This window comes from Aliiroseovarius pelagivivens (assembly GCF_900302485.1).
GTDB classification, from domain to species: Bacteria; Pseudomonadota; Alphaproteobacteria; order Rhodobacterales; family Rhodobacteraceae; genus Aliiroseovarius; species Aliiroseovarius pelagivivens.
In genome coordinates this window covers 766,957-778,694 of the sequence record NZ_OMOI01000001.1, presented here as the reverse complement: position 1 = coordinate 778,694, position 11,738 = coordinate 766,957, and the positions used below count along the sequence as shown (strand labels likewise).

11 protein-coding genes and 1 pseudogene are annotated in these 11,738 nt (G+C 56.6%); 4 read left to right on the top strand and 8 right to left on the bottom strand.

Translation table 11 applies throughout. The features are described from left to right. Positions 1-15: 15 nt before the first annotated feature. Positions 16-1,269, bottom strand: a complete 1,254-nt coding sequence (locus ALP8811_RS03835; RefSeq protein ID WP_108855853.1) for an ABC transporter substrate-binding protein — start codon at positions 1,267-1,269, stop codon at positions 16-18. A gap of 22 nt (positions 1,270-1,291) precedes the next feature. After that, the gene (locus ALP8811_RS03830) at positions 1,292-2,185 is read right to left on the bottom strand and encodes an N-acetylmuramic acid 6-phosphate etherase (protein ID WP_108855852.1); all 894 of its coding nucleotides are present in this window, start codon (positions 2,183-2,185) and stop codon (positions 1,292-1,294) included. A 159-nt stretch (positions 2,186-2,344) separates the two neighbouring features. On the opposite strand from ALP8811_RS03830, the gene ALP8811_RS03825 reads away from it, so the two are divergent. From ALP8811_RS03825 to nagA, 4 genes are read left to right on the top strand one after another with little or no spacing between them, the layout of a single operon-like run. Continuing rightward, on the top strand, positions 2,345-3,241 hold the full coding sequence (locus ALP8811_RS03825) for a glucosamine kinase nucleotide-binding domain-containing protein (RefSeq protein WP_108855851.1): 897 nt from the start codon (positions 2,345-2,347) through the stop codon (positions 3,239-3,241). Then, positions 3,228-3,983: a GntR family transcriptional regulator gene (locus ALP8811_RS03820; protein ID WP_108855850.1), complete on the top strand. Its 756-nt coding sequence runs from the start codon at positions 3,228-3,230 to the stop codon at positions 3,981-3,983. The genes ALP8811_RS03825 and ALP8811_RS03820 overlap by 14 nt, the downstream gene beginning before the upstream one ends. A 26-nt stretch (positions 3,984-4,009) precedes the next feature. After that, a complete protein-coding gene (locus ALP8811_RS03815) occupies positions 4,010-5,053 on the top strand; it encodes an SIS domain-containing protein (RefSeq protein ID WP_108855849.1) in 1,044 nt (347 codons plus the stop codon). Beyond that, positions 5,050-6,189, top strand: a complete 1,140-nt coding sequence (gene nagA / locus ALP8811_RS03810; protein ID WP_108855848.1) for an N-acetylglucosamine-6-phosphate deacetylase — start codon at positions 5,050-5,052, stop codon at positions 6,187-6,189. The genes ALP8811_RS03815 and nagA overlap by 4 nt, the downstream gene beginning before the upstream one ends. 121 nt (positions 6,190-6,310) lie before the next feature. Here the strand turns inward: nagA and ALP8811_RS16415 are convergent. The 6 genes and pseudogenes from ALP8811_RS16415 to ALP8811_RS03780 all read right to left on the bottom strand — a co-directional run. Further along, positions 6,311-6,463: pseudogene (locus ALP8811_RS16415) on the bottom strand (IS6 family transposase); the annotation flags it as partial. A 157-nt stretch (positions 6,464-6,620) separates the two neighbouring features. Next, a complete protein-coding gene (locus ALP8811_RS03800) occupies positions 6,621-7,550 on the bottom strand; it encodes a carbohydrate kinase family protein (RefSeq protein WP_108855847.1) in 930 nt (309 codons plus the stop codon). Between the two features lie 68 nt (positions 7,551-7,618). Further along, positions 7,619-9,085: a mannitol dehydrogenase family protein gene (locus ALP8811_RS03795; RefSeq protein ID WP_245924542.1), complete on the bottom strand. Its 1,467-nt coding sequence runs from the start codon at positions 9,083-9,085 to the stop codon at positions 7,619-7,621. A gap of 29 nt (positions 9,086-9,114) precedes the next feature. Next, entirely contained in the window at positions 9,115-9,888 is a 774-nt protein-coding gene (locus tag ALP8811_RS03790; protein ID WP_108855845.1) for an L-iditol 2-dehydrogenase, read from the bottom strand. After that, positions 9,885-10,889: an ABC transporter ATP-binding protein gene (locus ALP8811_RS03785; protein WP_108855844.1), complete on the bottom strand. Its 1,005-nt coding sequence runs from the start codon at positions 10,887-10,889 to the stop codon at positions 9,885-9,887. The genes ALP8811_RS03790 and ALP8811_RS03785 overlap by 4 nt, the downstream gene beginning before the upstream one ends. A gap of 9 nt (positions 10,890-10,898) precedes the next feature. Then, positions 10,899-11,732: a carbohydrate ABC transporter permease gene (locus ALP8811_RS03780; protein WP_108855843.1), complete on the bottom strand. Its 834-nt coding sequence runs from the start codon at positions 11,730-11,732 to the stop codon at positions 10,899-10,901. Between the last annotated feature and the right edge of the window lie 6 nt (positions 11,733-11,738).

Below are 11,738 nucleotides of genomic sequence, written 5' to 3'. Positions count from 1 at the left end.
TGCAACAGAGGGAGGTTACTGCTGCGGTGCGTACCAGCTGGCCAGACCGTTTTGCAGCTTCGCGCCAAGATCTTCTGGCGTCGAAGTACCCTTGATGGCAGCGACAGACGCGCCCCAGGTGTCGTTCTCAAGGTTCGGCGTGCCACGCGACAGGATCTGATAGGTCGAGCGGATGGTGCTTTCACACTCGCCGCGCCATCCGACAATTTCCTTGGCCAGCGGGTCTTCTAGATCCACTGGCGTCTTGGACAGTGGGAAGAAACCCGGCAGTGCATTGCCGAAGATCGAGGCAAATTCCGGGCTGGCCACCCAAGACAGGAAGGTCTTGGCGGCTTCCGGGTTGGCAGTTTTGGTATTCATGCCAATGCCGATGTCGGTGTGATCCGAGATGTAGCAGGTGTCGCCTGCATTCTGGACTGGAGGCTTGAAAGCGCCCATTTCGAAATCAACCAAGGCGTTGAAGCCCGAGATCTCCCACGAACCTGCCGGATAGACGGCAGCACGACCCAGCGTGAACAGGTTTTGGCTGTCCGGATAGGTCTGGGCTTCATACCCGTCACCCAGATAACCGCCCCATTTGGCCAACGTCGCGTAAGGAGCAACCCACTGCGGATCAGTCAGTTTCTGTTCGCCATTGATCAGCGCCAGACGACCTTCTTCACCTTTCCAATAGTTCGGACCGATGTTGTTGTAACCCATGGTCGCCGCTTCCCACTGGTCGTTGGTGCCCATCGCCATCGGGATATAGCTGCCGTCTTCTTTGATCTTGTCGAGGGCGGCAAAGAACTCGGCTTCGGTATTCGGAACTTCGATGCCCAGTTCGGCAAACGCATCCTTGTTGTAGATGAAGCCGTGGATCACCGATGCCATTGGCACACAGAAGCTGGCCGAACCATCGTCCGTCTGCCAGGCAGACTTCGCAACATCCGAGAAGTTGCCCATGGCTTCCATGTCGCCCAAATCAGCAAGATGTCCGGCGTCAAACAACGCCAGCGAGGCATCAAACGGGCGGCAAGTGATCAGATCACCAGCAGACCCAGCGTCCAGCTTCGAGTTCAGCACAGCGTTGTATTCTGCTGGTGCCGACGGGGTGAACTTCACCTTGATGCCGGGGTGCTCGGCCTCGAAGGCCGGGATGATTTTGTCCTGCCACAGGGTCAGGTCATCGTTGCGCCAGCTTTCGATGATCAGCGTGGCGTCTTCGGCATAGGCGCTTGTCGCGACCAGTGCGGTGCCGGCCAGTGCCAGCGAGATGATATTGCGTTTCATTTTTTCCTCCCAGAAATTTAACTTATTGGTTCTTGAGTTTCTCCAGCACAGGACGAAGACGTCCGTTGCTGGCATTCAAAAGCGCGTTTGCCTCGGTCAGGCTTTCCGCGCCGGATGCAATCAGAATGGCGGGTTTGACGGCGCCACCTGCATGCGAAAGGGCACGTTCAGCACTGGCGTCGTCCACGCTCGCGATTTTCGCCACAATGCCACGCGCGCGGCCCAGCAACTTGGCGTTATCCGCGGTCAAGTTGACCATCATTCCATCATGCACGTGACCCAGTTCCACGGCCATCAGCGTCGACAACATGTTCAGCGCAATTTTTTGGGCCGTGCCTGCACCCATCCGCGTTGAGCCGGAAAGCAGTTCGGGCGGAGTGGCCAGCAAAATGGGATGATCACTGAGGCGTAGCAGTTCAGCCCCTGCATTGTTGGCAATACCGATCACCGTGGCCCCCGCGGTCTTTGCCATGCGGGCCGCTTCATTCGTGTATGGGGTCGACCCGCTGGCCGAAACTGCGATCACCGTATCCGAAGGCGTGACCCCAGCAAGGCTTTCGCGGATTTGGTCAGTTTCATCTTCTGTGCCGCCAGGCATTTCAGCGCCAGTTGGCAACCCGCCCGCCATATGAATGCGAATTTGCGAGGGGCCGATCGAGAATGTACCACCCAACTCCATCGCATCAGCCGCGGCCATCAAGCCCGAGGATCCAGCGGCAACGTAGTGCAGCACTGCGTTTTGGGTAATACTTTGCGCCATGGCCTGGCTGGCGTCAGCAATCTGGCGCGCTGCATCCTCTACACAGACTGCAGCCTTGCCCTGCCCCTTCGACAGAAGCAATGCGATCTCGTTCAGAGGGAGGCAATCAAGCCCCTCTGCCCTCTCATGCAATTGCTCCGTGACTCGTAGTGACACGCGATTCCCCCCTTGGACTGCCAATTAACATACCTTTTAGATACCATTTGTCTACCATTTTGTTTCAGGGCCCTCAATTTGCATGATTTGACCCCTAAATTGGGCGTATGGACCGATTTTGGTCTTTCAATACGCATATAGGTATTATAAAGGTATCAAATGACTTACTCGTCCGCGCACATATCCAGCCCGGTTGTCGCCATTGATGGGGGCGGCACGCGCTGCCGCCTCGCCTTGCGCGAAGGGCGCGCCAACACAGTGGTCGAGCTCGGCTCCGCCAATGTCACGACGAACTTCGACGCAGCTATTTCCGTTATCATACACGGGCTGGAGCTGCTGAGCGCGCGCGCTGGGATCACCTTAGACATCCTGTCCAGCTTTCCAGCCTACGCCGGATTTGCAGGAGTAGCAGGGCCTTCGGTTGCCAAGAACGTCACTGAAGCACTCCCTTTCTCACATATACGCGTCGAAGATGATCGCCCCTCTGCACTGGTTGGCGCATTGGGCATGCGTGACGGAGTGGTGGCACACTGCGGCACCGGTTCATTTTTGGCGGCTCAAATCAACGGAAGCCAGAGATTTGCTGGTGGCTGGGGGCCGGTTCTGGGCGACGCGGCGTCGGCACAATGGGTTGGACGACGCGGTTTGGCGCTTACGCTGGAAGCCGTGGATGGATTCTGTGAACACAGCGCAGTGTCCCGGCATTTTCTGGAAAAGCTATCTGGCGCAGCAGGCATTGTACGCTTCGCATCCACTGCCAGCCCTGCGGATTTCGGGGCGCTCGCTCCGGCGATCACCGCCCATGCAGCACAAGACGACCCACTTGCCCTGCAGGTAATGCATGAGGCTGCAAACAGTATCGCAGATCTGCTGCCAACCTTGGGGTGGAAGCCCGGCATTGCCATCTGCCTTACCGGAGGGATCGCCCCGCACTATGCCTCTTATTTGCCCGACACCATGCAAAGCTGTGTAGTCGCCCCAGCGGGCGAACCCCTCAGTGGGGCGTTGTCATTGGCCCAATCGTTCAGCGAGGAAATTGCACATGAACATCTCTGAGTTTCTGGATCCTCAGGAATGGTTGGGACACCGCTCGGGCCCGCGTTACGTACAACTGCGTCGCAGGATTGAAGAAGCGATCGAGAAAGGTATTTTGCCGCCCGACAGCTCTCTGCCCCCGGAACGAGAGGTCGCAGAGATTACCGAGTTGTCCCGTGTCACCGTGCGCAAAGCCATTCAGGAGCTGGTGAAGCTTGGCGTGGTCGAGCAACGTCAGGGATCAGGATCATTTGTCCGAGCGCCCGTTGCACGGGTCGAACAGTCGCTGTCACACCTGACTTCATTCACTGAAGACATGAAGCGGCGCGGCCTCGAAACCACCTCGCGCTGGCTGGAACGTGGCGTCTTCATCCCGTCGCCGGAAGAGGTTTTGACACTGGGCCTTGCCACCGGAGATTCCGTCGCGCGCATTTATCGACTGCGCGAGGCAGACGGCCAGCCGATGGCGCTGGAACGCGCTTCGCTTCCGCTGGACATCCTGCCCAACCCGATCGACGTTTCGCGATCACTTTACGAAGTGCTTGAGCAATCCGGCAATCGCCCGGTGCGTGCGGTGCAAAAAATCTCGGCGGTCAATCTCGAGCCCGGCGATGCCGAGCTTCTGGGCGTAGCCGAAGGCACAGCAGGGCTGAGTATCCAGCGCATTTCCTATCTCGACAGCGGCCGTGTGGCCGAACTGACCAAATCCGTCTATCGCGGTGACGCCTATGACTTTGTGGCTGAACTGCGCCTTTCAACGTGACCTGACAAACATGAAGGCTGCCTGACATGTCCCAAGACACGACAACGCGCATGCGACGCGAAATCAATGAAATTCCTGACGCCGTAGAACGGCTTTTAACAGAAGGGCGCGACGGTGTTCTGGCAACAGCGGCTGAAATCCGCGAGCAGGATCCACGGTTCCTGTTGTCGGTGGCACGCGGCTCGTCAGACCATGCCGCCACATATTTGAAGTACGCCAGCGAGCTGTTGCTGGGATTGCCGATGGCATCCGTCGGACCGTCTATCAAGTCCATCTATGGCGTGGATGTTGCGGGTGAGGGCTCGCTGTGCATTTCCGTGTCACAGTCAGGTCAAAGCCCTGACATCGTCCGGCTGACCGAAGCCTTTGCCAAAACCGGCGCCTATACCGTGGCCATAACCAATGATGCGACATCTCCCTTGTCGCAGGCAACCACCGCCACACTGCCGATCCATGCAGGACCCGAGCTGAGCGTTGCGGCCACAAAGACTTTTGTGACATCGCTTGTTGCGGGGCTTTGGCTTCTGGCGCAGCTAAAAAATGATGCCAAGCTGATCGCAGCAATCCACGCCCTGCCCCGGCATCTGCAAAAAGCAACCGAATGTGATTGGTCTCCGGTCGTAGAGGCCGTCGTTGGGTCTGGAGAATGCCAGTCACTCTTCACCCTTGGGCGCGGGCCCAGCTGGGCGATCTCAAATGAAGCAGCGCTGAAGTTCAAAGAGACCTGCCAGATCCATGCAGAAAGCTATTCCTCGGCCGAGGTGTTGCACGGCCCTGTCTCGATCGTCGAGCCGGGCTTCCCGGTGATTGCCTTCGCGGCCCGCGATGCCGCTGAAGACAGCATTGCCAGCGTGGCCGATGCGCTGGCCGAAAAGGGTGCGCTGGCGTTCACGACCTCGGACAAAGCCAAGGTGGCAACCCACCTGCCCCATGTTTGCACGGATCATTGGATCACTGATCCTGTGGCCTCGATCGTGTCTTTCTATGGCATGGTGGAAACTGTCGCTGCCCGGCGCGGGATCAACCCGGACACGCCCCGCCACCTGAAGAAAGTGACGGAAACGGTATGATGCATGGCACGGTGACATTTCGCGGCGGACGGCTTTTCGACGGGGCGCGGCTGATTGACGGTTACGCGATCAGTTTCAAAGACTGGCAGCGCGTGGCGTATGGCCCCGACGCGGATGTGCCTAACTTGGGCGAGGTCATTGACCTTGGCGGAGACATCCTAGGCCCCGGCTATGTGGATCTGCAGGTGAATGGCGGGGACGGGATCATGTTGGGGGACGATCCGTCGGTCGAGACCCTCACGCGGATCGCGCGTGCCCATCGCGCGCTTGGCGTAACGCATCTGTTGCCCACCCTGATCACCGACACACCCGAAATTACACGCGCGACCATTGCGGCGACCATCGACGCCATTGGCCAAGGCGTCCCCGGAATTGCAGGGCTGCATCTTGAGGGTCCGCACCTGTCAGTTGCCCGCAAAGGCGCACATGACGCAGAGCTGATCCGGCCGATGCAGGGCGGTGATTTGGCCGAGTTGCTGGCCGCCGCCGCCGCCCTACCCTGCCTGAAAGTCACCATCGCACCTGAAAACGTAACCGAAGCGCAGGTCGCAGCTATGGCACAGGCGGGCATACTTGTATCGCTGGGCCATACGGATGCGGACTATGATACCTGCCGCAGCTATATGGCTGCCGGAGCGCGCTGCGTTACCCATCTGTTCAATGCGATGAGCCAACTTGGCAATCGCGAACCGGGGCTTGTGGGTGCCGCCCTCGCTTGCGGTGAGGTGTCCACTGGGCTGATCGCCGATGCGGTTCATGTCCACCCGCAATCCATCCGCACTGCATGGGCTGCTAAGTCCGAACCGGGCCGGGTATTTCTGGTCAGCGACGCAATGGCCGTAGCAGGTTCCAACAAAACGCAATTCACGTTGAAAGACCGCACCATACATCGTCAAAACGGTCAGTTGACGCTGGCGGATGGCACATTGGCTGGGGCGGATCTGGAATTGACGACCGCCATCCGGGTGATGGTCGAACAGGTCGGCCTACCGCTTGAGGCCGTGCTTGGCGCGGCAACGACTGCGCCGGCGCAGCTTATCAATCTACCATTGCCCACACCAACTGCAGCAACCTGCCGCCTTTCGAATCTGGTCCGTATCTCTCGTGACCTGCGTGCGGTGTCGGGTTTGGGATGAGAAAGCTGAACCTCTTTCGAAGCGCGACATCGCGCTTTCTTCTCGTCGAAATGGGATATGTGCGTTCCTAATTCGGTTACTCAGACACCGAACAGTTGCCTGCGCTTCGTCATCGCTAGATTCTCGCGGTTTCGTGGCTGAAATCGATCCCACGTTCGCGCAGCAAAGCCTCGACGTTTTGCAACGAAACTGGAAACCGAACATACATCATCACCGTAAGGCGGATGATGTCGGGACTGGTTTTAAAATGGTGAAAGGGAAAGGGTTTGGACAGGGAAAGACGCCAAGTCAGCCCCCTACCTGTCTCAAGCAGGTTTCCTTCTGACAGAGCCGTCTCAGCAAATCTGAGCCCACGAAAGAACAGTCGTGTGTTCGCCGATGGCTCGCTTACATTGTGTGTTGAACAAGTTTTATTTGCTCGTTCTACCGCTTCAATATAGCTCATCACGCCACGGTGGGTTTGCCCCCGCTCGGCTGACAGTAATTGCAGCGGCACGTGCACCGAAACCAATTGCCTCAGCGACATCGTTTTCTTGCACCGTTTGAATAGCAGTTTTCGTAAGCAGGCCTGCTTCAGAAAGGCTTGCGAGCACGCCGGCATTGAAGGTGTCACCCGCACCGACAGTGTCGACGACATCGACTTTCTGACTGGCGACAAAGATTGATCGTCCATCCGGCAACCATGCTTGAGCACCTGAGCTGCCGCGGGTCAAAAGGACAACGGAAGGTCCAATTTTCTGTAATTGCGCGACTTTCGCTTCAAGCGAGTCCGTACTCTGAATGATCCAATTCAAGTCTTCGTCAGAGACTTTCACAATATCTGCCAACCTGAGCATCCGATCAATGCGGTCTCGAAATTTCTGTTCATCTCCAATGAAACTGGGCCGTATATTGGGGTCAACCATCACGACACAGTTGCGCGCATGCGCTACAGCAAATTGCACGTAAGTTTCAGCGCCCGGATCGCAGGCCAGACTGATGCCGCCGAAAAACATGGCGGAAACGTCTCCTATTTCGGCAGGCAAATCACGAGCTTCGATCATCCGGCCCGCGGAATTCTCGTCAAAAAATGTATACGACGCCTGACCGTCGGACAGTTTGACGAATGCCAATGTCGTAGGACGATCTGACCGAATGACATAACGGGTATCGACATTGCTTGCCCTCAGATCGGCCATAAGCTGATGTCCGAACACATCTGTCGATATGCCACTCAACAGACCAGTGCGACACCCCAGACGACCCAAGCCAATAGCCGTATTGAATATCGCACCGCCCGATCGCGGCACGTAGCCATCCGGACCCTGAACTGTTTGCTCAGGGATCATGTCGATAAGGGCTTCTCCACAGCAAAGGATCATAGGGTTTCCTCAATGAACACAGGGGCATATTCCAATAGCACGCGTAGCATTTCAATATGGGCCATGTCTTAGGTTTCTAGGTAGGTCGAGATCGCCGCTTCCAACCCGTCTTCCCAAATCAAGCCGAGCCATCGCGCGAGGCTGTCGGTGAACCGATGCTCGTCTACAAGATCCCCGTATATTTTGCGCATCTCAAACCACGCGTTTGGGTTTTCGCGGGCGTCCAATGCCTTGGCATTCAAGTCGTCCCAGTTTGGATCATTGGGCTCAATCTTGCTGCCATCTTCACGTGTACCTTCGCACATACGTGCCCAGGCTGCTTCGACCAGGGCAAGCCCTTCGATTGGACTGCCCTTCGCCAGACCTTCACGGATTGAAGGGATGACAAAGCCGGGATGACGAGAGGAGCCGTCGAAAGCTACCCGACGGGTTGTGTCAATGATCTTGGGGTTCGAGAACCGCTTGTGAACCAACCCGACATATTCATTTGTGGCCATGCCCGGGACAGGTTTGACCAGCGGGGCGATTTCTTCTAGCGCGACTTTGGTAAAGAACCGACTGATCAGATCGTGCCCTATACAATCTGCAATCGTCTTGACCGAGAGAACTTCGCCTGGAACTGCGATCACCTGATGACCGCCGTTCAAAATTCGTATCTTCATCGCTTCGTAACTGTGGACATCATCCGTAAAGATCGCGCCGACGTTTTCCCAGTTCGGGCGTCCCGCGCAAAAGTCGTCCTCCATCACCCATTGGCGGAAGTTCTCATGGGTCACGGGGGTCATATCATCGATCCCCAGTTGATGCGCCAACGCCAACTCGTTCGGGCCGGTGGCAGGTACAATGCTGTCGACCATGGAATTTGGGAATGTGCAGTTTTCATCAATCCAGTTTGCAAGATCTGGATCTGCCAAACGCGCCAAAGACACAATAGTTTGGCGCAGCACATCCCCGTTGCCCTGCAGGTTGTCGCAGCATAGGCACGTAAAGGGGCCAATACCGTTTTCGCGGCGCAGACGAAGGGCTGCAACAATCGCTCCGAACGCGGTTCTTGGTGTAGCTGGGTTTTGATAGTCGTGGACAATGTCTGGGTGCGTCGGGTCAAATCCCTTAGTAGCTGGGTCGATAAAGTACCCACCCTCGGTCACGGTCATCGCTACGATACGGATGTCTGACCGCGCCATTCGTTCGATCAGTGCGCCATTGCCTTCCTCAATGGGAAGGTAATCAATCATTGAGCCGATTACTTCCGCAGTCGACGACGATGGGTCCAGTTCAATCAGCGTTGTCAGACAGTCCTGCGTCAGCAGCTTTTCCCGCATGCTGGCGTCATATTGACGAACTCCCGCGCCAATGATCGCCCAATCAAGCGCGTCGCCCTGTTGCATCAGGCGATGCAAATACCATGCTTGGTGGGCACGATGAAAATTGCCAACGCCTATGTGAACAATCCCGGGTTTCAGCCGCGCGCGGTCATAGCGCGGACGCAGGACGGACTCGGGGAGCTGACTAAGTGTAGCGTTGTTCAATTTCATTAGATCGGTTTCCCGCGCGAGATCTACCATCAGCTCATCCAGTTTCCGCCATCGACATTGTAGGTCTGTGCAACGATGTAGTCGGCGTCTTGTGAGGCGAGAAAAATCGCCATCCCGGTTAGGTCTTCGGCCTGTGCCATGCGCCCGAATGGGACGGCTTCGCCAACTTCCTTTTTCTTTTGCCCCAAGGCCTTACCCTCGTATTTGGCAAAGAAGGCATCAACACCATCCCAGTGTTCACCGTCCACGACCCCCGGGGCGATCGCATTCACGTTAATCCCGTGCGCGATGAGGTTCAGACCGGCGGATTGGGTCAAACTGATGACGGCAGCTTTGGAAGCGCAATAGGTGGCAACTAAGGGTTCACCCCGACGACCAGCCTGACTGGCCATGTTGATGATCTTGCCCCTAATGCCTTGCTCGATCATGTGACGAGCAACGGCCTGCAGGGTGAACAAGGTTCCGGCAACATTGATGTCGAAGACCCGCGCATAGTCTTCACGCGTGATATCGACGATCGGTGCAGCGGTGAACACGGCAGCGTTGTTGATCAGGATGTCTATCTGACCAGAGGCCGACACCGTTTCATCAATTGCAGCATCAATGCTGTCTTGTCGGGTGACATCCATTTCAACGGCAAATGCTGCGTCGCCGATTTCGGCTGCGGCATCACGCGCCCGTTCAAAGTTGATGTCCGCAATGGCAACCTGCGCCCCCTCGGCCGCATAGGCTTTGGCGAAGGCCAACCCGATCCCCCGGGCGGCCCCCGTTATCAGTGCAGTTTTGCCATCCAGACGGTTCATTCGATCCGCAGTCCTTGTGCGTCGAATTTGTGGATCTGGTCGGCTTGTGGGGTCAGGTAAATATCATCCCCGTGTTTTACCGAGATATCCCCGGTGATGCGCACAGTGATCATGTCCGCCAGCCCGGTGTCGTGAACGTGGATAAATGTGTCTGACCCAAGGTGTTCCGCAACACCCACGGTGCCCTTCCAGGTGCCTTCAGTCATGCTGACGTCAGTGTGCTCTGGACGGATGCCGATGGTGTGCGCACCCAGTTTTTCAGCCTCTGGACCAGAGAAGATGTTCATCTTCGGCGAGCCGATGAAACCTGCCACGAACACATTCTGAGGTTTGTGATACAGCTCTAACGGCGAGCCGACCTGCTCGATCACACCAGCCTGAAGCACGACGATCTTGTTGGCCATTGTCATCGCTTCGACCTGATCATGCGTCACATAGATCATGGTCGTCTGCATGCGTTCGTGCATCTCGCTGATTTCCAGACGCATGCCGACGCGCAATGCGGCATCAAGGTTCGACAGAGGTTCGTCAAACAGGAATGCCGAGGGGTCACGTACGATCGCGCGTCCAATGGCGACCCGCTGACGCTGACCACCTGAAAGCTGCCCCGGTTTGCGGTCCAGATAGTCGTTCAGGTTCAAAGACTGTGCGGCGGCTTCGACACGTTTGTCGATCTCGTCCTGAGGCATCTTTTCCATGCGGAGCGGGAAACCGATATTCTTGCGCACCGTCATATGCGGATAAAGCGCGTAGGACTGGAACACCATGGCCAAGCCACGTTTCGACGGCGGAACCTCGGTCACGACCTCGCCGTCGATTTCGACGTTGCCGGACGTCAGATCCTCAAGACCCGCAATCATGCGCAGAAGCGTGGATTTACCGCAGCCCGACGGGCCGACGAAAACAGCAAACTCTCCATCTTCGATGGTCAGGTCCAGCGGCGGGATGACTTCGACGTCACCGAACTTTTTGGATACTTGATCGAGTACAATACGTCCCATGATCTTTCCTTATTTCACAGCGCCGAAGGTCAAGCCTTGGACAAGTTGTTTCTGGCAGAACCATCCTAGGACAACGATTGGTCCGACGGCTGCGGTTGAGACTGCTGAAAGGCGTCCGAAAAACAGACCTTCAGGGGCCCGGTTGCCTTCAATGAGCTTAGAGAGTGTCGCCGCGTCGATGGTGGTGAGGCGAACCGTCCAGTAGGCTTCGTTCCAGCAAAAGATGAAGACCAAAAGCGCAGTTGACGCGATGCCGCCCCATGCAAGGGGAACAAGGATCTCTTTGATCTCGCCCCAGGTGTTCACGCCGTCCATCTTGCCCGCTTCGATGATGTCCTTCGGGATTTCCTTGAAGTAGGTGAACAGCATCCAGATTGCGATCGGCAGGTTGATCAGGCTCAGCACGGTGATGACCAGGATATGCGTGTCATACAACCCGATGCTTTTGGCGAGAAAGATCATCGGATACAATACCGCTGCTGCAGGAAGCATCTTGGTCGACAACATCCACATCAGAACGTCTTTGGTCGCACGACTTGGATTGAACGCCATCGCGTAAGCTGCGGGGACGCCAACGAACAATGTAAATACTGTCGCTGAAACGGCCGAGATGACAGAGTTACGGGCAAAGCGCCAATAGTCGTAGTTCTCGGTCATGTTGAGATAGTTCTCAAGCGTTGGGGTGAAGAAGAACAGGAATTCAGGCTTCACCGCGTCGGCGTCTGTTTTGAAGCTTGTCAGAACCATCCAGAAGATGGGGAAGAAGAACAGAAGTCCAACAGCCCAAGCCAAAACTGGCCGTCCATAGGTACTGAACTTCGAGGATTGTGCAACGATTGCCATGATCTA

Coding starts and splice junctions, on each gene's coding strand:
- ALP8811_RS03785 (WP_108855844.1), bottom strand. CDS start 10,889: ATGGGACGTATTGTACTCGATCAAGTATCCAAAAAGTTCGGTGACGTC.
- ALP8811_RS03835 (WP_108855853.1), bottom strand. CDS start 1,269: ATGAAACGCAATATCATCTCGCTGGCACTGGCCGGCACCGCACTGGTC.
- ALP8811_RS03800 (WP_108855847.1), bottom strand. CDS start 7,550: ATGATCCTTTGCTGTGGAGAAGCCCTTATCGACATGATCCCTGAGCAA.
- ALP8811_RS03825 (WP_108855851.1), top strand. CDS start 2,345: ATGACTTACTCGTCCGCGCACATATCCAGCCCGGTTGTCGCCATTGAT.
- nagA (WP_108855848.1), top strand. CDS start 5,050: ATGATGCATGGCACGGTGACATTTCGCGGCGGACGGCTTTTCGACGGG.
- ALP8811_RS03790 (WP_108855845.1), bottom strand. CDS start 9,888: ATGAACCGTCTGGATGGCAAAACTGCACTGATAACGGGGGCCGCCCGG.
- ALP8811_RS03780 (WP_108855843.1), bottom strand. CDS start 11,732: ATGGCAATCGTTGCACAATCCTCGAAGTTCAGTACCTATGGACGGCCA.
- ALP8811_RS03820 (WP_108855850.1), top strand. CDS start 3,228: ATGAACATCTCTGAGTTTCTGGATCCTCAGGAATGGTTGGGACACCGC.
- ALP8811_RS03815 (WP_108855849.1), top strand. CDS start 4,010: ATGTCCCAAGACACGACAACGCGCATGCGACGCGAAATCAATGAAATT.
- ALP8811_RS03795 (WP_245924542.1), bottom strand. CDS start 9,085: ATGAAATTGAACAACGCTACACTTAGTCAGCTCCCCGAGTCCGTCCTG.